The sequence below is a fragment of the Streptococcus sp. V940 genome (assembly GCF_054353495.1).
On the sequence record NZ_JBTHHZ010000001.1, the window covers coordinates 813271 to 834437 of the forward strand.

At 38.5% G+C, this 21167-nt stretch carries 28 protein-coding genes and 1 tRNA gene; 8 read left to right on the forward strand and 21 right to left on the reverse strand.

All coding sequences use genetic code 11. The annotated features are described in order from the left end of the window. Positions 1-79 precede the first annotated feature (79 nt). The gene (locus tag ACXYSM_RS04080; protein WP_458634455.1) at positions 80-1066 is read left to right on the forward strand and encodes an L-lactate dehydrogenase; all 987 of its coding nucleotides are present in this window, start codon (positions 80-82) and stop codon (positions 1064-1066) included. 59 nt (positions 1067-1125) lie between these two features. Here ACXYSM_RS04080 and sdbB read toward each other — a convergent pair whose 3' ends face one another. From sdbB to ACXYSM_RS04130, 10 genes are all read right to left on the reverse strand, one after another. After that, positions 1126-1689 (reverse strand): thiol-disulfide oxidoreductase-associated lipoprotein SdbB, encoded by a 564-nt coding sequence (gene sdbB / locus ACXYSM_RS04085; RefSeq protein WP_458634456.1) that lies wholly within the window; start codon positions 1687-1689, stop codon positions 1126-1128. Between the two features lie 12 nt (positions 1690-1701). Continuing rightward, positions 1702-2409: a thiol-disulfide oxidoreductase-associated membrane protein CcdA2 gene (gene ccdA2, locus ACXYSM_RS04090; RefSeq protein WP_458634457.1), complete on the reverse strand. Its 708-nt coding sequence runs from the start codon at positions 2407-2409 to the stop codon at positions 1702-1704. A gap of 127 nt (positions 2410-2536) precedes the next feature. Further along, a complete protein-coding gene (locus tag ACXYSM_RS04095; RefSeq protein ID WP_247912417.1) occupies positions 2537-3397 on the reverse strand; it encodes a methionyl aminopeptidase in 861 nt (286 codons plus the stop codon). A gap of 15 nt (positions 3398-3412) precedes the next feature. Continuing rightward, on the reverse strand, positions 3413-4690 hold the full coding sequence (gene spxR, locus ACXYSM_RS04100) for a CBS-HotDog domain-containing transcription factor SpxR (protein WP_458634458.1): 1278 nt from the start codon (positions 4688-4690) through the stop codon (positions 3413-3415). Next, positions 4683-5234, reverse strand: a complete 552-nt coding sequence (locus ACXYSM_RS04105) for a GNAT family N-acetyltransferase (RefSeq protein WP_458634459.1) — start codon at positions 5232-5234, stop codon at positions 4683-4685. Before ACXYSM_RS04105 ends, spxR begins: the two co-directional genes overlap by 8 nt. A gap of 17 nt (positions 5235-5251) precedes the next feature. Further along, positions 5252-6511, reverse strand: a complete 1260-nt coding sequence (locus tag ACXYSM_RS04110; protein ID WP_016465745.1) for a UDP-N-acetylglucosamine 1-carboxyvinyltransferase — start codon at positions 6509-6511, stop codon at positions 5252-5254. Between the two features lie 212 nt (positions 6512-6723). Then, entirely contained in the window at positions 6724-7017 is a 294-nt protein-coding gene (gene rpmA / locus ACXYSM_RS04115; protein WP_006154204.1) for a 50S ribosomal protein L27, read from the reverse strand. A gap of 16 nt (positions 7018-7033) precedes the next feature. After that, positions 7034-7378, reverse strand: a complete 345-nt coding sequence (locus ACXYSM_RS04120) for a ribosomal-processing cysteine protease Prp (protein WP_000613699.1) — start codon at positions 7376-7378, stop codon at positions 7034-7036. A gap of 15 nt (positions 7379-7393) precedes the next feature. Further along, the gene (gene rplU, locus ACXYSM_RS04125; RefSeq protein WP_000109141.1) at positions 7394-7708 is read right to left on the reverse strand and encodes a 50S ribosomal protein L21; all 315 of its coding nucleotides are present in this window, start codon (positions 7706-7708) and stop codon (positions 7394-7396) included. A gap of 269 nt (positions 7709-7977) precedes the next feature. Further along, positions 7978-8673, reverse strand: coding sequence for a YoaK family protein (locus ACXYSM_RS04130; RefSeq protein WP_458634460.1), 696 nt, complete (start codon positions 8671-8673; stop codon positions 7978-7980). Positions 8674-8819: 146 nt separating this feature from the next. On the opposite strand from ACXYSM_RS04130, the gene ACXYSM_RS04135 reads away from it, so the two are divergent. Together ACXYSM_RS04135 and ACXYSM_RS04140 are read left to right on the forward strand one after the other, a co-directional pair. Continuing rightward, positions 8820-9797, forward strand: coding sequence for a Gfo/Idh/MocA family protein (locus ACXYSM_RS04135; protein ID WP_458634461.1), 978 nt, complete (start codon positions 8820-8822; stop codon positions 9795-9797). Further along, entirely contained in the window at positions 9794-10876 is a 1083-nt protein-coding gene (locus ACXYSM_RS04140; protein ID WP_458634462.1) for a DEAD/DEAH box helicase, read from the forward strand. The genes ACXYSM_RS04135 and ACXYSM_RS04140 overlap by 4 nt, the downstream gene beginning before the upstream one ends. A gap of 318 nt (positions 10877-11194) precedes the next feature. On the opposite strand, the gene ACXYSM_RS04145 is transcribed toward ACXYSM_RS04140, so the two are convergent. Continuing rightward, positions 11195-11572: a YwiB family protein gene (locus ACXYSM_RS04145; protein ID WP_458634463.1), complete on the reverse strand. Its 378-nt coding sequence runs from the start codon at positions 11570-11572 to the stop codon at positions 11195-11197. A 72-nt stretch (positions 11573-11644) separates the two neighbouring features. On the opposite strand from ACXYSM_RS04145, the gene ACXYSM_RS04150 reads away from it, so the two are divergent. After that, the gene (locus tag ACXYSM_RS04150) at positions 11645-12949 is read left to right on the forward strand and encodes an HD domain-containing protein (protein ID WP_458634464.1); all 1305 of its coding nucleotides are present in this window, start codon (positions 11645-11647) and stop codon (positions 12947-12949) included. 12 nt (positions 12950-12961) lie between these two features. Then, positions 12962-13768 (forward strand): sugar-phosphatase, encoded by an 807-nt coding sequence (gene yidA / locus ACXYSM_RS04155; RefSeq protein WP_458634465.1) that lies wholly within the window; start codon positions 12962-12964, stop codon positions 13766-13768. A gap of 73 nt (positions 13769-13841) precedes the next feature. On the opposite strand, the gene ACXYSM_RS04160 is transcribed toward yidA, so the two are convergent. The 8 genes from ACXYSM_RS04160 to ACXYSM_RS04195 form a co-directional block, all read right to left on the reverse strand. Further along, on the reverse strand, positions 13842-14315 hold the full coding sequence (locus ACXYSM_RS04160; protein ID WP_458634466.1) for a hypothetical protein: 474 nt from the start codon (positions 14313-14315) through the stop codon (positions 13842-13844). Between the two features lie 46 nt (positions 14316-14361). After that, a complete protein-coding gene (locus ACXYSM_RS04165; protein ID WP_458634467.1) occupies positions 14362-15249 on the reverse strand; it encodes a hypothetical protein in 888 nt (295 codons plus the stop codon). A gap of 114 nt (positions 15250-15363) precedes the next feature. Beyond that, positions 15364-15435 (reverse strand) — tRNA-Arg (locus ACXYSM_RS04170). Positions 15436-15478: 43 nt separating this feature from the next. Further along, on the reverse strand, positions 15479-15826 hold the full coding sequence (rplS, locus tag ACXYSM_RS04175) for a 50S ribosomal protein L19 (RefSeq protein WP_001068669.1): 348 nt from the start codon (positions 15824-15826) through the stop codon (positions 15479-15481). A 118-nt stretch (positions 15827-15944) separates the two neighbouring features. Further along, positions 15945-16274, reverse strand: coding sequence for a fluoride efflux transporter CrcB (gene crcB, locus ACXYSM_RS04180; protein ID WP_458634468.1), 330 nt, complete (start codon positions 16272-16274; stop codon positions 15945-15947). Then, positions 16268-16642, reverse strand: coding sequence for a fluoride efflux transporter CrcB (crcB, locus tag ACXYSM_RS04185; protein WP_458634469.1), 375 nt, complete (start codon positions 16640-16642; stop codon positions 16268-16270). Before crcB (ACXYSM_RS04185) ends, crcB (ACXYSM_RS04180) begins: the two co-directional genes overlap by 7 nt. Next, a complete protein-coding gene (locus ACXYSM_RS04190) occupies positions 16639-16905 on the reverse strand; it encodes a chorismate mutase (RefSeq protein WP_458634470.1) in 267 nt (88 codons plus the stop codon). The genes crcB (ACXYSM_RS04185) and ACXYSM_RS04190 overlap by 4 nt, the downstream gene beginning before the upstream one ends. Before the next feature lie 115 nt (positions 16906-17020). Next, positions 17021-17464, reverse strand: coding sequence for a flavodoxin (locus tag ACXYSM_RS04195; protein ID WP_263393487.1), 444 nt, complete (start codon positions 17462-17464; stop codon positions 17021-17023). 103 nt (positions 17465-17567) lie between these two features. On the opposite strand from ACXYSM_RS04195, the gene ACXYSM_RS04200 reads away from it, so the two are divergent. Continuing rightward, positions 17568-18506: a DHH family phosphoesterase gene (locus ACXYSM_RS04200; RefSeq protein ID WP_458634471.1), complete on the forward strand. Its 939-nt coding sequence runs from the start codon at positions 17568-17570 to the stop codon at positions 18504-18506. Positions 18507-18599: 93 nt separating this feature from the next. Further along, positions 18600-18842 (forward strand): type B 50S ribosomal protein L31, encoded by a 243-nt coding sequence (locus ACXYSM_RS04205; protein ID WP_004253349.1) that lies wholly within the window; start codon positions 18600-18602, stop codon positions 18840-18842. Between the two features lie 104 nt (positions 18843-18946). Here ACXYSM_RS04205 and ACXYSM_RS04210 read toward each other — a convergent pair whose 3' ends face one another. After that, on the reverse strand, positions 18947-20104 hold the full coding sequence (locus ACXYSM_RS04210) for a tyrosine-type recombinase/integrase (RefSeq protein ID WP_458634472.1): 1158 nt from the start codon (positions 20102-20104) through the stop codon (positions 18947-18949). 64 nt (positions 20105-20168) lie between these two features. Next, positions 20169-20735, reverse strand: a complete 567-nt coding sequence (locus ACXYSM_RS04215; protein WP_458634473.1) for a helix-turn-helix domain-containing protein — start codon at positions 20733-20735, stop codon at positions 20169-20171. A 151-nt stretch (positions 20736-20886) separates the two neighbouring features. On the opposite strand from ACXYSM_RS04215, the gene ACXYSM_RS04220 reads away from it, so the two are divergent. Further along, positions 20887-21165, forward strand: coding sequence for a DNA-binding protein (locus tag ACXYSM_RS04220; protein WP_125456960.1), 279 nt, complete (start codon positions 20887-20889; stop codon positions 21163-21165). The last annotated feature ends 2 nt before the right edge of the window (positions 21166-21167 follow it).

The following is a 21167-nucleotide window of genomic DNA, read 5'->3' on the forward strand; positions in this document are numbered from 1 at the left end:
GTGACAAAGCTTAGCAAAAGTGATAGAATGAAATCAAATGGGGTTCCCCCTGAATAAAATAAAGGAGATGTTTAGACAAATGACAGCAACTAAACAACACAAAAAAGTTATCCTCGTCGGTGACGGTGCCGTAGGTTCATCTTACGCTTTTGCCCTCGTAACACAAGGAATTGCACAAGAACTTGGTATCATTGAAATTCCTCAATTGTTTGAAAAAGCAGTTGGTGATGCAGAAGACCTTAGCCACGCGCTTGCTTTTACTTCACCTAAGAAAATCTACGCAGCTAAGTATGAAGACTGTGCAGACGCTGACCTTGTAGTTATCACTGCTGGTGCTCCACAAAAACCAGGTGAAACTCGTCTTGACCTTGTTGGTAAAAACCTTGCTATCAACAAATCAATCGTTGAACAAGTTGTTGCATCTGGTTTCGACGGTATCTTCCTTGTCGCAGCTAACCCAGTTGACGTTTTGACTTACTCAACTTGGAAATTCTCAGGCTTCCCTAAAGAACGTGTTATTGGTTCAGGTACTTCACTTGACTCAGCTCGTTTCCGTCAAGCTCTTGCTGAAAAAATCGGTGTTGATGCACGTTCAGTTCACGCTTACATCATGGGTGAACACGGTGACTCTGAGTTTGCCGTTTGGTCACACGCTAACGTTGCCGGTGTTAAATTGGAACAATGGTTGCAAGCTAACCGTGACTTGGATGAAGCTGACCTTGTAGAACTCTTCATCTCAGTTCGTGATGCTGCTTACTCAATCATCAACAAAAAAGGTGCAACATACTACGGTATCGCGGTAGCTCTTGCTCGTATCACAAAAGCTATTCTGGATGATGAAAATGCGGTTCTTCCACTTTCAGTCTTCCAAGAAGGACAATACGGAGTTGAAAACGTCTTTATCGGTCAACCAGCTATCGTTGGTGCGCATGGTATCGTTCGCCCAGTTAACATCCCATTGAACGATGCTGAACTTCAAAAAATGCAAGCATCTGCTCGTGAATTGCAAGAAATTATCGATGAAGCATGGAAAAATCCAGAATTCCAAGCTACTTCTAAAAACTAATTATATTAAAGTTAAAAAAGAAATGTCTAGACAATTTTGTCTAGACATTTTTTATAACGTTAATCCATTTGTGCAAACGCCGCTTCTGCATCTGCATTACTAATTGCACCTATTTGGATTTTGGCAATTTTACCATTTGAATCAATTAGAAACTCTGTTGGAATGCTTCGAATCTGATAGGCTTGGAAGGTTGTCGCCTTGGTGTCATATAGGACAGGTATATCCTTATAGCCCTGCTCCTCAAACCATTTTGGAAATTGGTCTATGGTTTTTTCACCTTGAAGGCCTGGTGCAATAACAGATAATATTTCAAAATCACGATCTTCTTTGGCAGCAAGTTCCATCAATTCTGGCATACTTTTTTTACAAGGTCCGCACCAAGATGCCCAGAATTTAAGATAGACTTTTTTACCTTTAAAGTCAGATAGTTTGACCTCTTTTCCGTCCATTGATTGGAGCGTGAAATCAGGCGCTTCTGCCCCTACAGCTATTTGCTTAACAGTTGCTTGCTGCTGGGGCTGACTTGTTTGATTTTCTTGACTTGATTTTTCCTCTCCCTTGCTACAAGCAATCAGAAGAAATAGGGATAAGACACTAAGTCCAAAATAGATAATTTTTTTCATATGCAACTCCTTTTATCCGAATATTCCAGATAATACATTTAGCTGTCCGAGCATCAGTAAAATTCCCATGAGAATAATTAGTAAACCACCAATTCTTTTCAGTAAGAGTAGGTGAGATTTAATTCTACTAAAATAAGGCATGATCAGACCTGATGCCAAGGCCAACACTAAAAATGGAAGCGCCATTCCAAGTGTATAAATTAGGGTTAATAAGGCCCCTTGAAGAGCTCCATTTCCTCCTGAAGCAGCTAATGCTAAAACTGAACTTAAAACTGGACCAATACATGGAGTCCAACCAAAGCTGAAGCTGATACCTAATAGAAAGGCTGATAGATATTTACTAGACTGTTTTTGATCAAATGTTACTGTTTTTTGGAACTCTAATTTTCGTAAATGAAGGATTTCCATCTGATGTAAGCCTAGTATGATAATAATACCACCCATAACATAACGAAACCAATCAGCATAGAGTAAATTGCCGAGAAATCCTGCTCCAAACCCTAGAATAAAGAAAATCAGAGAGATACCTGCGATAAAACAGAATGTCCGAATTAATCCTGACCAGGCAACATCTTTACCTAAAAACCGAAATGTCTTTGACTGCTCTTGATCATCTAACAAAACACCTGCATAGACTGGTAACAAGGGAAATATGCAGGGTGAGAAAAACGATAAAACCCCAGCTAAAAATACAGAGATAAAAAATATAATACTTTCCAATTAAGAACCTTCTTTCATATAGTCATCTTTTATTTTACTATAAAAGAAAACGTTTGTAAGATATCTGCTACGCAAATTTGATTTCAACTTTAACGAATAAAAAAAGGAGCTCAGCTCCCTTTTTTTATTAATAAGTTCCTTCTTCACCTTGACTTGTCAAGATTACAGGTCCATCCTTGGTAATAACAAACTGGTGTTCATACTGACATGATAGACCACCGTCGATAGTTTTGTGAGCCCAGCCTGTTTTCATATCTGTATCGATTTCCCAATCACCTGTATTGATCATAGGTTCGATTGTCAAAACCATACCTTCACGAAGACGGAGACCACGACCAGCTACACCATAATTAGGAACCATTGGTTCTTCATGCATGGTTGGGCCAACACCGTGTCCTACAAGATCACGTACAACACCATAACCACGACTTTCAGCATATTCCTGAATGGCAGCTCCAATATCACCAATACGGTTTCCTACAACAGCTTTTTCAATACCGATGTACATAGCTTCTTTGGTCACGTCCATTAAGTTTTTAACTTCTTCTGATGGTTTACCAACTGCGTATGCCCAACAAGAATCAGCCAATCCACCTGTAAAGTTTTGAGTATATTTTTTCATCTGCTCAACGTTGTTAAAATTGAGTTTAGAAACATTGAGGTCAGACTTAGCAATTGGCCCACCAAGGACCATATCAACCTTGAGAAGGTCACCCTCTTTGAGGATATAATGACGAGGGAAGGCGTGTGCTACTTCGTCATTGAGCGAACAGCAGGTTGCATAGGGATAGTCCATCATTGCTCCATCAACACCAATCTGTAGTGGAAGGAAATTTTCTTCTTTACAACGACGGCGAACATACTCTTCTACTTCCCACATATCAACACCTGGCTTGATGATATCACGCAAGCCAATGTGGATACTTGCAAGAAAATCACCGGCCTTATCCATAGCTTCGATTTCTCTAGCTGATTTTAATGTAATCATGTTTACTCCTAGATTCTAATTAATTTTTACAGTTACATTTGCTTTTGACACAATCTGATGATTGAGGTAAATATCATAATCAATAATAGCAGAGCGTCTGGTGTGGTGAATAATTCTAGCTTGAATCTGTAAAATATCATCAATCTGAACAGCTTGTAAGAAATAAATCAACATTTGTTCAATGATGAGGTTACGCCCACTATTAACGACAAGATCTTGCGTCATATGAGTCAAGATTTCTGAAAGAACACCATTAGCTAGAACACCGTTTTTTTCTAACATGAAGGGTTCAACTGTAATAACCACTTCATCATGGTGGTAAGATAACTTCTGCCCAATCTGTTCTGAAAAGGTTGGTAGAGCCGATACCTGAGAGCGACTCATTTTTTCCATGACATCCCGTCTAGTAATGACACCTAGCAAAGTTTGATTGCTACGAACAACGGGTACCATTTCAAAGTCTTCAGCAATCATTCTCTGGCTAACGTTAGCGACATTCGTTGCTAAACCTGTCATGTAGACTGTTCTTGTCATGACCTTATCAATGGTCGTTCCAGGAGATTTATCTCCAGCATCACGCATGGTAACTACCCCAACGACAACCTGGTGTTGATTGATGACAGGGAAACGACTGGTCCTATTCTTTCGAACCAAATCTAGATAATCTTTGACAGTATCCGTTTCCTGTAGAAATCCATATTCATGACTAGTACGATAAATCTTTTCAACCGTTAAAATATCCGTCTTAATCTGAACATTTGAAAGAGCACGGTTAATCATGGTCGCAACGGTAAATGTGTCATGTTTACTGCGTAACACTGGGATATTTTTCTTATTAGCAGCATCCAAAACATCTTTATGAACTTCAAATCCACCTGTTACCAAGACTGCATTTTCATTTTCAAGTGCCAATAATTGGATCCGTGTTCTATCTCCGACAATGAGTAAACCACCATCATGAAGATAAGAAAGAATATTCTTTTCTGTCATCGCTCCGATAGAGAATTTACTGAATTCTCTATCTAGTCCAGCCTGACCAGCTAAAACTTCTGAACCAGTGACTTCTGCAATTTCTGCAAAGGTTAATCTCTCAATGGCAACTTTTTGTGACTTGACACGGACAGTTCCACTTCGAGGACGCGTTTCAACCAATCCTCTATTTTCAGCTTCTTTGATAGCACGATAGGCTGTACCATCGCTTACTCCCAGTCTATTTGAAATACTCCGAACGCTAACCCGTTTTCCGACTGGTAATTCTTCTAAATAAGCTAAAATTTCTTGGTGTTTACTCATTTAGCTCTCCTTTTGTATAGCGAAATTCTAGATAATCCCGCATCTTACGAGTATATCGGTCACTACCCTTGAAACGACGATATAGAACAAAGCCTGATTTTTGTGCAACCTTTTGACTGGCACCATTTTCTAGATGAGTCACAATAGAAAGTTGCTTTAATTCAAACTGGTTCATAGACAAATCGCGTAATTTAGTTACTGCTTCCGTCATATATCCCTGAGACCAATAGTCTTTCCTTAAAAAATAGCCAATTTCTGCTTCTTTACGGATTTCGTCTAGCTTTTCAAACTTAATGGCTCCAATCATCTTCTGTGCTTTCTTATCACAAATCGCCCAAATTCCCAAGGGTGATTTCATAAAGTAGTTAGCAAGAGCATATTGACTTTCCTCAATGCTGGCTTGCGTAGGAAAAATAAATTGGAGATTTTCAGGGTCTGATGCTAGAGCATGAAAGTCATCTACATCCGTAAAAAAGAATGGACGGAAATACAAACGTTCCGTCTCATAGAAAGAATACATTGCTAATTTTGTCCAGATATTCATTGTGTTCCTCAAAATGGCTAATCCTCGATTAGCTCAATATCTGCTCCAAGGTTACGTAATTTTTCAATAATATTTGAGTAGCCTCTTAAAATGAACTCTACACTAGTAATTTCTGTTCTACCTTCAGCCATTAATCCGGCAATAACCAAGGCAGCTCCTGCACGTAAGTCAGTGGCTCTTACACTTGCACCGTGTAAAGGATTGCCACCCTTGTAGAAAATATGGTCATTCGTTGTAGAAATATCTGCATTCATTTTGGCTAATTCGAAGACATGATTGACACGTTTTTCATAAATTGTATCGATCAATGTTCCTCGTCCTTCAGCTTTCAACAAAAGAGGGGTAATAGGCTGTTGAAGGTCTGTAGCAAATCCTGGATATGGAGCTGTTTTGATATTAACAGCCTTAAGATTTGTTTGTTCTTCAACGTAGATACTATCTTCAGAAACCGTCATATGAACACCCATTTCTTCAAGTTTCGCAATGAAACCTTCTAAATGTTCATAAAGTACATTGTTGATACGGATTCCTTGCCCCACAGCAGCAGCCATTGCAATATAAGTCCCTGCTTCAATACGGTCAGGAATTACCTGATGGCGTGTGCCGTGTAGAGATTCAACACCATCGATAGTAATCATATCTGTACCTGCACCACGAATATGAGCTCCCATATTATTTAACAAAGTAGCTACATCAATGATTTCAGGCTCTCTAGCCGCGTTTTCAATGACTGTACGTCCTTGAGCTTTTACCGCTGCAAGCATTGTGTTAATAGTTGCTCCGACACTAACAGTATCCATATAAATATGAGCGCCTTGTAATCTAGAGCCGTTTGTTGAGAGATTCATATTGTCTCCCTCATAGGTTGTCTTAGCACCCATGGCTTCGAAGGCTTTTAAATGCAAGTCAATCGGACGAGGTCCCAAGTCACATCCACCAGGTAAACCTACTGTTGCTTCACCGAAACGTCCAAGAAGACTACCGTAGAAATAATAGGATGCGCGAAGACTGTTGATTTTACCATATGGCATTGGTTTATTTTGAACACCACGAGGATCAATCTCTAAAACATCATCATAGCGCTTTACACTAGCACCCATAATTTCCATGATATCAATCAAACTAGCAACGTCAGAGATGTCTGGAACACAGTCCAAAATAACTACATCATCTGACAAAATAATAGCTGGAATCAGAGCTACTACACTATTTTTCGCTCCACTGATGGTTATCTCACCCTTTAATGGGCGTCCACCGTTAATGACAATTTTTTTCATTATTTTTATATACTCTTTCACTATTTATTCATAAGGTCTCACCCTATATTATACCATATTTCTTTCTTATTATCTATCATAATAAATCAAATAAGTTCCTTAAGATTTTATTGATTCAGAATAGTTTTTGAAGTAAACTTAAAAAATAACTGATACTAATATTGTACAAGAAAAAAAGCTTTCCAAAAATCTTGGAAAGCCTTATTTAATGTTTATTTTGCGATTGGGTAAACAGAAACCTGTTTCTTATCGCGACCTTTACGTTCGAAACGTACTACGCCTTCAACTTTAGCGAACAAAGTATCGTCTCCACCACGTCCAACGTTTACACCTGGATAGATGTGTGTACCACGTTGACGGTAAAGGATTGATCCACCTGAAACAGTTTGTCCGTCAGCTGCTTTAGCTCCAAGACGTTTAGCTTGTGAATCACGTCCGTTTGATGTAGAACCTCCACCTTTTTTGTGGGCGAAAAGTTGCAAGTTGTTAAGAGTCATTTTTAACATAATGTTTTCCTCCGTGTTAGTTTTCTGTGATAACTCTGGTTTGGACGAACTCAGAAGAGTTCTCCGATAAGTTTGCCATACCTAAGAAAAATGATTCAAAAAATAATTGTGTCATTTCTCTCTGGTGAGAAGGAAGATCTTTTGGAATTTCAACCATCAGATAGCCACCTTCATCTTCGTTTAATTCTAAGATTGGTTCATAGCCTGCAAATTTCTCAATGGAATTGATAAAGTTTATGGCAAGCGTAGAAACCGATGCACACACGACATCTAGGCCGTATTCGCCACTCTCGGCGTGTCCAGTAATCTCCGCACTCCTCAGCTCGCCATCTTCGGCTCTCTCAAAGACTGCTTGTATCATGTGTTCTCCTTAAAATTAAGCGTTGATTGCGTTGATGACAACTTTAGTGTATGGTTGACGGTGACCTTGTTTACGGTGGCTACCTTTTTTAGGTTTGTACTTGTAAGTAACAACTTTCTTTTGTTTTCCTTGTTTTTCAACAGTTCCAACTACAGTAGCTCCAGCAACAAGTGGAGTTCCGACAACAGTGTTTTCACCACCAACAAGAACAACTTCGTTAAAAGTAACTTCTTGACCAGCTTCAACGTTCAATTTTTCAACGTAAACTGCTTGACCAACTTCAACTTTAACTTGTTTTCCGCCAGTTTTGATAATTGCGTATGTGCTCATTATGCACCTCCTATGATTTTTTGGGGTTTCCCCGAATTTTTGTGAAGACTCGCCTAGCATCGTGGGACGAACCACTTAAAAGAAGAGCTCTTAGTATAACAAAGAATAAACTAGGAATTAAGCCGAAGACATAACTTATGTTAGGCAAGGCGATAATGACGAAGTTTAAATTTGTTATACGACGAGCAACGATGTTCGTGCGGTTGCACAGGATCGTGCATAGTCAACTCTACAAGTATAGCATGATTCCAAATTTTTGACAAGTATTTTCACTCAAAATTCCGCCTTTTATCAGACTTTTTTTGCAAAGAAGATAAAAGCATACTTAGATAAAAAATACTCATCATGATAGGGACACCTAAAATCGTTTTTTCGCTGAAGATAATCGTTAAGTAAGCTGAAAATACTACTCCTAGAATGAAACTAACAAGTAGGCTCACAAAAATCAATCCTTCCATCAAAAAGGCTGTATGCTTGGTCCGGACGTATTCACCAAAAGCTAACATGGTGCGTTTGATATTTCCCGTCATAAAGGCATTATTATAGGCAATTCCAGAAACCTCTCCAAAAGCTGTTGTAACGAGACCCATACAAAAAGCCAGAGGAGGAATAATAAACATGTTATCAACACTCAATGGAATAAAGCCGATTATCAATGATAAAATAGCTAATGGAACAAGTGATAGAATGGGTTTTTTAACAATGTGAAGTTTTTCCTTGTAAATCGTAAGCAAAAAAACGCCTAACATGAAAGATAAAAGTGTCAATATCTTTATTTCAGCATCAGCCAAATTTCTCTGAACGATTCCGACTGATAGAAATACCACATTCCCCGTTTGCCCAGCGACTAAGGTATTTCCTCTTACAATAAACGTATAGGCATCTACGTAGCCTGCACAAAAAGTCAAAAAAAGCGCCAATCTTTTTGAATGACGAGAAATTTTTCTCATAGGTAATAATCTCATACTAATCTCCTAAATATACTGTAACTATTGTACCATTTTTTCTAGAAATTTCGAAGTATCAAAGCAAAAGAATTATCTCAAGCTAACGAGTTGACTCTTTCTATGATATAATGAAATCAATCATTACTTGTGGAAAAGGAGTAACTATGCTAAAACTTGGTATCATAGGAACTAGTTCAATCAGCCATCATTTTCTAGAGGCTGCCCATACTAGTGGGAAATTTCAACTGGCTACAGTCTATTCTAGAAAAATAGAAACCGCAGAAAAGTTTGTTGAACAGTATCAAGGCGTTAAGCTCTTTGATCAGCTAAATGATTTCTTTAATGATTCATTTGATGTGGTATACATTGCTAGTCCAAATTCCCTGCATTTTAGTCAGGCAAAGATGGCTTTATCTGCTGGAAAACATGTTATCCTTGAAAAACCAGCTGTCACTCAACCGCAAGAATGGCAGGATTTAGTTCAAACGGCTAAAGATAATAAATGTTTTATCTTTGAAGCTGCAAGAAACTACCACGAAGATGCTTTTGCCACAATCAAAGACTTTCTTGCGAATAAACAAATTCTTGGTGCAGACTTTAACTACGCTAAATACTCTTCTAAGATGCCTAACCTACTTGCTGGCGATACTCCTAATGTTTTCTCAGACCGTTTTGCAGGTGGTGCACTTATGGATCTTGGTATTTATACTCTATACGCAGCAATCCGCTTATTTGGAAAACCGACTCATGCAACCTATCAAGCTCAGAAACTAGATAATAGCATTGATTTAAATGGGGATGGTATTCTTTCATATCCTAACTATCAAGTACACATCAAAGCAGGAAAGAATATCACTTCTAATCTTCCTTGTGAGATTTATACTACTGATGGAACCTTGACACTTAATACAATCGAGCATATCCAATCAGCTATTTTTACAGACCATCAAGGAAATGAAGTTCAACTTCCTATCCAGCAGGCTCCTCATACCATGACTGAGGAAGTTGCTGCTTTCGCACATATGATTAAACAACCAGACCGGACTCTCTACCAATCTTGGATTGATGATGCGACACACGTCCACAACCTACTTTACACCATGCGCCAGAATGCTGGCATTAGATTTGAGGCAGAAAAATGAAAACCAAACTACCTACCGAATGGCAAGAATTGATTGACCAACTGGGATTCCAAGAATTCACCCCCATTCAAACTCAACTTTTTCAACCTATAACAGAAGGTGAAAACCTACTTGGAGTCAGTCCAACTGGTACAGGGAAGACTTTAGCCTATCTCCTACCTAGTCTTCTCAAACTGCAAAAGAAAAAAGCCCAACAATTATTGATTTTAGCACCTAATACTGAGCTTGCTGGACAAATTTTTGAAGTCACTAAAACCTGGGGTGAGGCTATCGGATTAACAGCTCAGCTATTTCTATCCGGTTCGAGCCAGAAACGCCAAATTGAACGACTTAAAAAAGGACCAGAAATTCTGATTGGAACACCTGGGCGTATCTTTGAACTGGTCAAATTGAAAAAAATCAAGATGATGAATGTGGAAACAATCATTCTTGATGAATTCGACCAACTCCTTGATGATTCTCAAATTCATTTTGTCGAAAAAATTACCAACTATGCACCTCGTGACCATCAACTTATTTACATGAGTGCCACTACCAAATTTGACCAAGATAAGATTGCACCTAACACGCGCGTCATTGATCTATCAGACCAAAAGTTAGACAATATTCAACACTTCTACATGCAAGTAGACCAACGTCACAGAGTAGATATGCTTCGTAAACTGGCACATGTTGAAGATTTCCGCGGTCTCGTCTTCTTTAATAGCTTGTCAGACCTTGGAAGCGCTGAGGAAAAATTACAATATCGTGATGTTTTAGCAGTTTCGCTAGCTAGCGATGTCAACGTTAAATTTAGAAAAGTTATTCTAGAAAAATTCAAAGATAATCAGCTGACACTACTTCTTGCCACAGACCTTCTCGCTCGTGGTATCGACATTGATAGCTTGGAATGCGTGATTAACTTTGACGTCCCTAGAGACACGGAAACTTACACTCACCGTGCGGGTCGTACAGGACGCATGGGTAAAGAAGGCTATGTCATCACTCTTGTGACCCATCCAGAAGAGCTTAAAAAACTGAAGAAATTTGCAAGTGTACGTGAAATCGTCTTGAAAAATCAAGAGCTTTATATCAAATAAGGTTGGCCTGAGCCAACCTTATTTGATATTTAGCAATTTAATTTTTATTCTATAAACTTTATATTGGATTTATTATGAACTTTTTTCTATATTTATTGAGTGAAGCGAGTATTTTACCTGACTTTTCGCAGTAATAAAAACACCAGAAAAGTCATTCAGGTGTTCGGAAACTTTGAGACATAAGGCTCAAAGTTTAGGTATGGAATTTCATGGATTGCTGAAATCATCCACTGGATAATTTCACCTACCGTCCGTTATTACTAAAGAAAAGTCAAAAAGATTTATCATAAATAAGGTTGGCTCACGCCAACCTTATTCTTATCCCCAAGTAATTTCTAAACGGTAGTTCGCAAATGGAACTCCTTCTTTGTTTTGTAGTTGATAGGCTAGTTCAATCTTCTCTTCACCAACTTCATAGTGGCTTGTTTGGATGATAAATTCCTGCATTCCCATAGGTGTTGGAATATAGGCTAAACTATCAGAATCCTTGAGAAAACGCATGATGGTCTTGGGATTTGAGAAACGTGACATGACCAGTTCCTCCCCATTAAATTTCAAAACAACTTTTTCTTGGTCTTCATTGTAAAAAAGGAGATAGGAAAAATCGCCCTTTTCCCGTAATTCAACATCATAAAGTTGGTCGATTACTTCCAATTGGTCATCGAACTTGATGGTATTTCTCATTCTAATCTTCACAACTATTCCTCTTTCTTCTCACTTATCCCTACTATTTTACCAAAAAGGCAAGGAATTTGCTATAATGGTCTTATGAATGAAAAAGTATTTCGTGACCCAGTTCACAACTATATCCACGTTAATAATCAAGTCATTTATGACCTGATCAATACCAAAGAATTTCAACGCCTTAGACGTATCAAACAACTAGGGACATCTAGCTATACTTTCCACGGTGGAGAGCATAGTCGTTTTTCTCACTGTTTGGGTGTCTACGAAATTGCCCGTCAAATCACTGAGATTTTTGAGGAGAAATATCCTGAGGAATGGGATTCTAATGAGTCACTATTAACCATGACTGCGGCTCTTCTACATGATCTCGGACATGGTGCCTACTCTCATACTTTTGAAAATCTCTTTGACACCGACCATGAGGCAATTACCCAGGAAACTATCCAAAGCCCTGATACAGAGATTCATCAGGTTCTTTTGCAGGTTGCACCGGACTTTCCAAAAAAAGTAGCCAGCGTTATCGATCACACTTATCCAAACAAACAAGTGGTTCAGCTCATTTCGAGTCAGATTGATGCAGACCGTATGGACTATCTCCTACGCGACTCCTACTTCACCGGTGCTTTTTATGGGCAATTTGACCTGACACGTATCCTTCGTGTTATTCGTCCTGTTGAAAATGGCATCGCCTTTCAGCGTAATGGGATGCATGCCATCGAAGATTATGTACTCAGTCGTTACCAGATGTATATGCAGGTTTATTTCCACCCAGCCACACGCGCCATGGAAGTCCTTCTGCAAAATCTTCTCAAACGTGCTAAGGAGCTCTATCCTGAAAATAAGGACTTCTTTGCCCTTACATCCCCACATCTACTACCATTTTTTGAGAAGAAGGTAACCTTATCTGACTATCTTGCACTTGACGACGGGGTAATGAATACCTATTTCCAACTCTGGATGACTAGTACAGATAAAATTCTAGCTGATCTTTCCCAACGTTTTATCAATCGTAAGGTCTTTAAATCTATTACTTTTTCTCAGGAAGATCAAGACCAGCTTGAAATCATGCGAAATTTCGTAGAAGAAATTGGTTTTGACCCCAACTACTACACTGCTATTCATAAGAATTTTGACCTTCCTTACGATATTTATCGACCAGAGTCTGAAAATCCAAGAACACAAATTGAGATTGTCCAAAAGAATGGCGAGCTGGCAGAACTTTCTAGCCTATCTCCTATCGTTCAATCTCTTGCAGGAAGCCGTCATGGTGACAACCGCTTCTACTTCCCTAAAGAAATGCTTAAGCAAAACAGTATTTTCAAAAATATCATTCAACAATTTTCTCATTTGATTGAGAATGATCATTTTAATCCAGATAAGAAATAACAGAGGAAATTTATGAGTATAAAACTAATCGCCGTCGATATTGATGGTACCCTAGTTAATAGTAAAAAAGAAATTACTCCAGAAGTTTTTGCAGCTATCCAAGATGCCAAAGCAGCTGGGGTCAAGGTTGTCATTGCAACAGGACGCCCCATTGCTGGTGTTGCCAAACTTCTTGACGACTTGCAGTTGAGAGACGAAGGGGACTATGTTGTGACCTTCAATGGTGCCCTTGTCCAAGAAACCGCAAATGGCCATGAGATTATCAGCGAATCCTTGACTTACGAGGACTATCTAGATATGGAATTTCTCAGCCGTAAACTTGGAGTCCACATGCATGCAATTACCAAGGACGGCATCTACACTGCCAATCGCAATATCGGAAAATATACTGTACACGAATCAACTCTCGTCAGCATGCCAATTTTTTACCGCACACCTGAAGAGATGGCTGATAAAGAAATCGTCAAATGTATGTTTATCGACGAACCTGAGATTCTCGATGCTGCTATTGAAAAGATTCCAGCAGAATTTTACGAACGCTACTCTATCAACAAATCTGCTCCATTTTACCTAGAACTCCTTAAAAAAGATGTAGACAAGGGATCTGCTATCACTCACCTAGCTGAGAAACTTGGTCTAAGTAAGGATGAAACCATGGCGATCGGGGATGAAGAAAATGACCGTGCCATGCTCGAAGTCGTTGGAAACCCCGTTGTTATGGAAAACGGAAACCCAGAACTCAAAAAAATCGCCAAATACATCACCAAAACAAATGATGAATCCGGCGTTGCCCATGCCATTCGAACTTGGGTCTTGTAAACTGAATAGAATATAATAAAAGCACCCCAGAAGTTAGAGAAAAGTCTAACTCCTGGGGTGTTTTAATTACAGATTACTCTTCTGATTCCCTTTTTATTTTTGGGATTTTCTTATTATTTAGTTTAGGAATGCCCTTGTTCTCAATCTTGGGAAGGTTCTTTAGTTCATCGGCAGTAGGGACCTTCTGGTATACCTTAGCAGGCCTATAGAGTAAAGCAAACGATAAGAACAAGGCTATAATGCTTCCAATAGATGCTATGTTCCGTTTGCTCGCTTCTGTCGAAGGGACCCTGGCTCCGCTTGTACTAAGGTCCTTCCATTCAGGATGCTCTGCTTCAATCACTTTTTTCTCTTCCCAAAGTGGAACGAGTAAAAAATGGTTGAACGGCACAACTGTAGCCATGGCTGTCGCGCCTAGTGGGATAAATCTATTGAGATTTACGATAAGCAAGATACTTAGGATAGAAAATAATACGAATAGAAGGATTACTAATACTAGTCGAATCTTATATTCTTTTCTTAATTGCAAGTATTCTTCTTGGGACATCTGACATATTACCTCTTTTCTCTAAACTCTATACAGCTGAAAAGCATTAGTACAGTGACTCCTGTTGTAAATCTTTGATAAACTTCACAACTTGATGATTCTCAATCTTCACATAATAGCCACCGCTATTATTGACAAGTTTATCCCCTTCATATCGATCAATCTTTACAGCATAAAGACCGTCTGGTAAGTGTTGTTTGTTAAAAAATTCTTTCATTTGCGATTCAAGATCTTCAAGATAGGCATCATATAACTGATCCTTCTTGTCTTCTGGAGTGTAGTATCGAAATTGAAATTCTGGTATAAAAATATCTTTTTGGAAAAGGTATTGGGCATCCATAGGATACATCCCTTGTAATGCTTGTCCATTTCTTTGATTTTCCTCTAATATTTTATCATAAAGATACATGTTGCCAGATTTACTATTAAATTGAAAATCAATCCCTTCGTACTTCAAAGCAGTCATTTTAGGATCTGTTATTGAAGTGTCCAATGTTTTTAAAAACTCACTGGTACCTGGACTAATCTCAATTCCTAGATAGGCTAATTCTGGAAAAACCTGATAAATTTTTTTGTTTTGTTCATAATCTACTTCTGCATCCGTCTTTTTATACTTTTTGTTTTCCGAAGGACGAGTATAGTATTCAAATCGAGAATTAGCCTGATAGGTTTTACCATCTATATTTTCAGTGTAAGTACCATGGATTACAAATCCTCCTACACTTGTATAGTTTTTTTCGTATTTTTCTAACTCAAACTGACCTGTAAGACCGTAGTTCTCATAAGAACGATGTACAGCTTGCTCAAGTTCATTCCGACTTGCATGGGCAAATAGACCCCACATATCCATCATTGCAAGAATAGGACTAAGGATTATGAATATTGCAAATAGTATAACTATGGATAAACAGCCAATTAATAAGCCTTTTTTCATCTCTTTCTCCTAAACATTCTATGTCCATTATACCACACCATGGATATCTTATGAATGGTTCAAAATTTGGTCAAAGAAAAAACACTGGTTATCCAGTGTTTTTGTTTCTTGTTCTGCCCCCTGCAGGAATCGAACCTGCAACTACTCCTTAGGAGGGAGTTGTTATATCCATTGAACTAAGGGAGCTAGAGAAAAACCCTGCCTTGCAGCAGAGTTTTTGTTCATCGAATTAACGACGGATTTCTTTGATACGAGCTGCCTTACCTTGAAGCGCACGCAAGTAGTACAATTTCGCACGACGTACTTTACCGTAACGAACAACTTCGATCTTTTCAACACGTGGAGTGTGGATTGGGAAGATACGTTCAACACCTACACCGTTAGAGATTTTACGAACTGTATAGTTTTCTGAGATGCCCGCACCTTTACGTGCAATAACAACACCTTCAAAAATCTGGATACGTTCACGGTTTCCTTCGACAACTTTCGCGTGTACACGAACAGTGTCACCAGGACGGAATGAAGGGATATCTGTACGAAGTTGACCTTCAGTCAAGCTTTGGATTAATGGATTCATTTTATTCTCCTATCTTTGTCAATCTTGAGGAAACTTCCTCAGCGGATAAACTGTATTTTTGTGCGTCCATTACACACAAGATACAGTTTATCAAAATTCCTAGAAAAAGTAAAGAAATTTAAAGCAAAATTCCCAAAAAAATCGCCAAAAAACCAAGCAAGTAGGTTAATAATAAATAGCTATAAAATGCCTTCTTGTTACTAAGTAGTCTTTGGAGTTCATCATTCAAGGTTGAAAACGTGGTCAAACCGCCACAAAAACCTGTAGCAAGTATAGAATAGACTTCTTTTGACTCCACATAGTTATAACATAATCCAATCAAAAAACAACCTAGAAGATTGGCTATGAGAGTTCCTAGAGGCAGTACTGAACCTTGATTATAACGTGAAAAGAAATAACGAACAAGAGCACCCAGTCCACAAGCAAGCGCTAGATAAAATACTACCATTTCTTCCTCCCTAGACAATAAGCAAATAGAAGTCCACCGCCGATGCTCAAAAGCAAATAGGTCACCAAACTAAGGTACCGCCCTGTGTCCAGCAATTTCACTGCATCTAATAGGAGACTAGAAAATGTCGTTAAGCCGCCACAGAATCCTGTTCCAAGCGCTAGAATAGTGCCTTTACTACTTCCCTTATAAACCAGATAACCTTTTACAAGGTAGACAAGGCAAAAAATTCCTAAATAGTTGACTACTAGTGTTCCCCAAGGGAAATCTGGACTAGATGGCAACCATCTCGAAATCTGAAAACGCACAATTCCTCCCAGCATACCAGCTAGAAAGATTCCTAGAGGGTGCAATTTTTCTTTTTTCATTTGATCGTTTTATCCTGATAATCACGTGAACGTTTGAGAATATCTGAAAAAGTCTCAACAATTGTATCTTCGTATTTTTTGTTGCCTACACGACTTTTGACTTTCTCAAAGATAACTTCTTCTCTTTTAGTATCTAGAATAGGTTTTCCTGAAGCTTTTTTATAGGCAACTACACCTTCAACTAACTGCATCCTCTCTTCTAAAAGTTGGACGATTTGGTCATCGATTTTATCAATTTCTTGTCGAATAATCTCTAAATCCATAGGGTCTCCTTTTTTATTGAACTATAGTATCAAAAAAGCACTAGATAGGCTAGTAAAATCTTAAGCCTCATGAATAAAAACTGCACTGACAATTTTCATCAGTGCAACTTCATGCTTATCCTACTTTAGCAGCTAATTCTTCTGCGAATTGCTCCAAGCGTTCAATATCTTCTTCCTCGGCAGATAGGTCAACTTTAACACACTCTGAACCCTTTTCAGCTCCTGTAGCTACAAACACTCGGTCAAAGTCATCAACTGCTTTACAGAATTCATCGTAAAAAGTATCACCTGATCCAACGACACCATAGATTTTACCACTCAAGTTGAGATCTGCTAGATCTTCGTAGAAGTCCATCATCTCATCTGGTAATTCTCCATCTCCGTATGTATAGGTTGCTACAATTGCGATGTCTGCTTCTAAAAAGTCAGAAGCGTCAACAGTTGTACACTCATCAACATCGACATCTAAACCACATTCTCTTAATTTATCTGCTACAATATCTGCGATTTCTTCAGTATTACCGGTCATACTGGCAAATACAATTTTTGCTAATGCCATAAGGTCCTCCTCAATTAATCTTTCTCCATTATATCACATCTTTTTCATTTTAAAAATAAAAACTCTTGTGCTACAATGAAATGAGAAAGAATTGAGGTTCATTATGGAAATTTGCCATCAAATTTTAGAAAAAATCAAAGAATACGATACTATTATCATTCACCGTCATATGAAACCAGATCCCGATGCTTTGGGGAGCCAGGTAGGTTTGAAAGCTCTTCTCACTCACCATTTTCCAGAAAAGACCATCAAAGTAGTTGGTTATAACGAACCAACTCTAACTTGGATGGCGGAAATGGATACTGTCCAAGACAGTGACTACCACGGAGCTCTTGCTATTATTTGTGATACAGCGAATCGTCCTCGTATCGATGATAAACGCTACGAACAAGCTGATTTCACCATCAAAATCGATCACCATCCAAATGATGATATCTATGGTGACCTATCATGGGTGGATACAAGTTCAAGCAGTGCCAGTGAGATGATTGCTCTTTTTGCTGAAGCTACAAAGCTTGAGTTATCAGATTACGCTGCTAAACTATTGTGTGCAGGAATTATCGGTGATACTGGCCGTTTCCTTTACCCTTCGACTTCTGCACGTACGCTTCGTATCGCAAGTCAACTCAGAGAACATGATTTTGACTACGCTGAATTGATGCGTAAAATGGATACTATGAGCTTTAAAATTGCTAAACTGCAGGGTTATGTCTATGATCACTTAGAAGTTGATGAAAATGGTGCTGCACGTGTTATTCTCACCCAAGACATCTTGAAGAAATACGACGTTACTGATGCGGAAACAGCAGCCATCGTTGGGGCTCCGGGCCGTATCGATACTGTTAGCCTTTGGGGAATCTTTGTGGAGCAAGCAGATGGTCACTATCGCGTACGTCTTCGCAGTAAATTTGTCCCAATCAATGGTGTTGCAAAAGAACATGATGGCGGCGGCCATCCCCTTGCTAGTGGTGCAAATTCTTATAGTTTAGAAGAGAACGAACTTATCTACCAAAAATTAAAAAACTTGCTGAAAAATAGATAAAAAGTCTTGCCAAAATTTTCAGAATCTGATAGACTAGTATGGTAACAATCTATGGCTCGCAAAGAGACCATGGCAGAAAGGAAATATTGCAAAATGAAAAAAGATATCCATCCAGAATATCGCCCAGTTGTCTTCATGGACACAACTACTGGTTACAAATTCCTTAGCGGTTCAACAAAACGCTCTAGCGAAACAGTTGAGTTCGAAGGCGAAACTTACCCATTGATCCGTGTGGAAATTTCATCAGACTCACACCCATTCTACACTGGACGTCAAAAGTTCACTCAAGCAGATGGACGCGTGGATCGTTTCAACAAAAAATACGGTCTCAAATAATCAACCGCATTTATTGCTTAAAAACGTTGATACAAAGCCTTTTCCAAGAAATTGGAATTGGCTTTTTTTGTTTTTAGTACCGTTTTTGGTACCGTCTTGGAAAACTAACCTTTTGCACTATCCAGGTAATCTACAAATTTTGTGATAGCTTTCTTCTCTCCTGCTACTGTAGAATGGCTATAAGTATCCAAGGTCATCTGACTACTTGCATGCCCTAACCTTTTGGCCGCATTGACAGGGTCAACCCCTACTTCAATCATCAAGGTAGCATGAGTATGTCTGAAACCATGAGGAGTTATCTTCTTCAAGCCATGTTTCCTGATAATGCGCTTCAGTACACTATTGATATAGTCCTGGTATAAAGGCTCTATCTTTCCATCTCGGCCAACAAACGTAAACATGTAATCACTATCAATCAATGGGGTAACTGACAGTTGCCCCTTTTCTCTTCTGCTCTTTTGTTTCCACTCTTTCAAAATCGAGACTGTCTCAGTATCTAAAGGGATTTGCCGTATGGAAAACCTGTTTTTAGTGCTTTTCTCAACTGCTTTCCCTTTGATTCTACCTAGATTTTTGCTGATAGAAAGTAATTGATTATCAAAATCAATATCAGACCACCTCAAAGAATACAGCTCCCCTTTCCTTAAGCCACTATAGGCCAACAAACGAAATAAGGCATAGTTTTTATAAGGCTCTTCTGCCTTAATAATAGCTAAAAACTCATGCAACTCCTCAACGCTAAAGAAGTTATCTGTCTTCTTCCGCTCTCTTTTTGGGAGTATCGTTTGCTTCATTGGGTTGTCTGTAATCAATTTCATTTTCAAAGCAAAATCAAACACTTGGCTAGTATAAGATTTTACCTGTTTGATATTTCTAAAAGTCTGACCTTTTTCGGTAATAAAGTCTTGGCAGTGCCAAGGAGTAATTTTGGAAATTTTCATCTTTCCAAGAACTGGCAAGATATGGATTCTAAACAAATCATCTGTACGGACGCTTGTCGTCCTCTCTACTGTGTTTTGATAAGTTTTGAACCATTCTTCAAAAACTTCATCAAAACGTCTCTCAGAGACTCTCAGAAGCCCTGAGAGGTCTCCTGACGCTTTTTTGTGGTAAATCATAGCTTCATACTGTCTAGCCTCTCTAAGGCTCTTAAAACCGCTTTTAAAGAAGTCCTGACGTTTGCCATCAATCACCCTGTAGATTCTGACCTTATAAAGATACCCTGATTTAGACTTTTTAGCCTTATATTTAATAATAGACATTCTAATTTCTCCTTTATTTTTTAAGGTTTCGGAGCTTATAAAATAAAGAAATCATGATTGTCAGTTATTTCTTACTCTTTTTCTCTTCTTGCCGTCTCTTGTATTCGTCAGAATTTATCCATGCCTCCCAGACATAATGATAAGGAGAGTCTTCTGCTCCTGATTTGTTAATCAAGAAAGGAATAAGGCCTTGTTTCTCATCAGCTATAAATTCCTTAACAGCTTTAACTAAAACAGGGTTGAAGCCTTTTTTAGTTGCTAGAAAATCAATGTAGTCAGACAATGCCTCTGACTGATTGAGTTCTGCAAGTATAATGGCAAGGTCATCACCAAAAGGTGTCCATTTAGTAATTTTATGTTCTATACTTGTACCTTTTGTCAACACTTTATAGAAATCTTTGATCATTTCTTTAGGTGCTCCTGGATCTTTTAGTACAGGATTATCATCAAGCCCTAGTAAGTAAGGGATAGATACTCCAAAGTATTCTGATAGAATTTGCGCATTTTTAGCATTTGGACTTCTACTCCCTTGATTGTAATTTCCGAGAGTAGAGTAGCCTATACCTGTAGCCTCACTTATTTCTTTAAGAGATAATTTACTGTTTTTAACAAGTGTTTGAAAGTTTGTCAAATAATAATCCTCCTTTTTGACATATTATAACACAAATTACACAAAAGAGAAAAAACTCTTGACACAAAACACAAAAGAGATTATAATTTAATTCAAGATACACATTTGTGTATTTATTCGGAGCTTATAAAATTAAGAAAGGGGTCAGAATATGACAGAAAACTTTACCATTCATCTCCCAAAAGCAACAGAAAAGAAGTTACTTGCTCGTTACGATACCATGCTTCAGAAAGCTATTGAAAAAGCTTTTGAAGATCAGGAACTTTACAAACCTATGCTACGAATGTCAGGCTTGTGCCGTTGGCTTGATGTATCCACTACTACCATTGTCAAATGGCAACGTGAAGGCATGCCCCACATGGTCATTGACGGAGTGACCTTGTACGATAAACACAAGGTAGCACAATGGCTACAACAATATGAAAGGTGAGA

What these genes read in the sequence shown, in the direction of transcription:
- ACXYSM_RS04080 (WP_458634455.1), top strand. Translation starts at nt 80, where the DNA reads ATGACAGCAACTAAACAACACAAAAAAGTTATCCTCGTCGGTGACGGT.
- sdbB (WP_458634456.1), bottom strand. Translation starts at nt 1,689, where the DNA reads ATGAAAAAAATTATCTATTTTGGACTTAGTGTCTTATCCCTATTTCTT.
- ACXYSM_RS04095 (WP_247912417.1), bottom strand. Translation starts at nt 3,397, where the DNA reads ATGATTACATTAAAATCAGCTAGAGAAATCGAAGCTATGGATAAGGCC.
- spxR (WP_458634458.1), bottom strand. Translation starts at nt 4,690, where the DNA reads ATGAGTAAACACCAAGAAATTTTAGCTTATTTAGAAGAATTACCAGTC.
- ACXYSM_RS04105 (WP_458634459.1), bottom strand. Translation starts at nt 5,234, where the DNA reads ATGAATATCTGGACAAAATTAGCAATGTATTCTTTCTATGAGACGGAA.
- ACXYSM_RS04110 (WP_016465745.1), bottom strand. Translation starts at nt 6,511, where the DNA reads ATGAAAAAAATTGTCATTAACGGTGGACGCCCATTAAAGGGTGAGATA.
- rpmA (WP_006154204.1), bottom strand. Translation starts at nt 7,017, where the DNA reads ATGTTAAAAATGACTCTTAACAACTTGCAACTTTTCGCCCACAAAAAA.
- ACXYSM_RS04120 (WP_000613699.1), bottom strand. Translation starts at nt 7,378, where the DNA reads ATGATACAAGCAGTCTTTGAGAGAGCCGAAGATGGCGAGCTGAGGAGT.
- rplU (WP_000109141.1), bottom strand. Translation starts at nt 7,708, where the DNA reads ATGAGCACATACGCAATTATCAAAACTGGCGGAAAACAAGTTAAAGTT.
- ACXYSM_RS04130 (WP_458634460.1), bottom strand. Translation starts at nt 8,673, where the DNA reads ATGAGATTATTACCTATGAGAAAAATTTCTCGTCATTCAAAAAGATTG.
- ACXYSM_RS04135 (WP_458634461.1), top strand. Translation starts at nt 8,820, where the DNA reads ATGCTAAAACTTGGTATCATAGGAACTAGTTCAATCAGCCATCATTTT.
- ACXYSM_RS04140 (WP_458634462.1), top strand. Translation starts at nt 9,794, where the DNA reads ATGAAAACCAAACTACCTACCGAATGGCAAGAATTGATTGACCAACTG.
- ACXYSM_RS04150 (WP_458634464.1), top strand. Translation starts at nt 11,645, where the DNA reads ATGAATGAAAAAGTATTTCGTGACCCAGTTCACAACTATATCCACGTT.
- yidA (WP_458634465.1), top strand. Translation starts at nt 12,962, where the DNA reads ATGAGTATAAAACTAATCGCCGTCGATATTGATGGTACCCTAGTTAAT.
- ACXYSM_RS04160 (WP_458634466.1), bottom strand. Translation starts at nt 14,315, where the DNA reads ATGTCCCAAGAAGAATACTTGCAATTAAGAAAAGAATATAAGATTCGA.
- ACXYSM_RS04165 (WP_458634467.1), bottom strand. Translation starts at nt 15,249, where the DNA reads ATGAAAAAAGGCTTATTAATTGGCTGTTTATCCATAGTTATACTATTT.
- rplS (WP_001068669.1), bottom strand. Translation starts at nt 15,826, where the DNA reads ATGAATCCATTAATCCAAAGCTTGACTGAAGGTCAACTTCGTACAGAT.
- crcB (WP_458634468.1), bottom strand. Translation starts at nt 16,274, where the DNA reads ATGGTAGTATTTTATCTAGCGCTTGCTTGTGGACTGGGTGCTCTTGTT.
- crcB (WP_458634469.1), bottom strand. Translation starts at nt 16,642, where the DNA reads ATGAAAAAAGAAAAATTGCACCCTCTAGGAATCTTTCTAGCTGGTATG.
- ACXYSM_RS04190 (WP_458634470.1), bottom strand. Translation starts at nt 16,905, where the DNA reads ATGGATTTAGAGATTATTCGACAAGAAATTGATAAAATCGATGACCAA.
- ACXYSM_RS04195 (WP_263393487.1), bottom strand. Translation starts at nt 17,464, where the DNA reads ATGGCATTAGCAAAAATTGTATTTGCCAGTATGACCGGTAATACTGAA.
- ACXYSM_RS04200 (WP_458634471.1), top strand. Translation starts at nt 17,568, where the DNA reads ATGGAAATTTGCCATCAAATTTTAGAAAAAATCAAAGAATACGATACT.
- ACXYSM_RS04205 (WP_004253349.1), top strand. Translation starts at nt 18,600, where the DNA reads ATGAAAAAAGATATCCATCCAGAATATCGCCCAGTTGTCTTCATGGAC.
- ACXYSM_RS04210 (WP_458634472.1), bottom strand. Translation starts at nt 20,104, where the DNA reads ATGTCTATTATTAAATATAAGGCTAAAAAGTCTAAATCAGGGTATCTT.
- ACXYSM_RS04220 (WP_125456960.1), top strand. Translation starts at nt 20,887, where the DNA reads ATGACAGAAAACTTTACCATTCATCTCCCAAAAGCAACAGAAAAGAAG.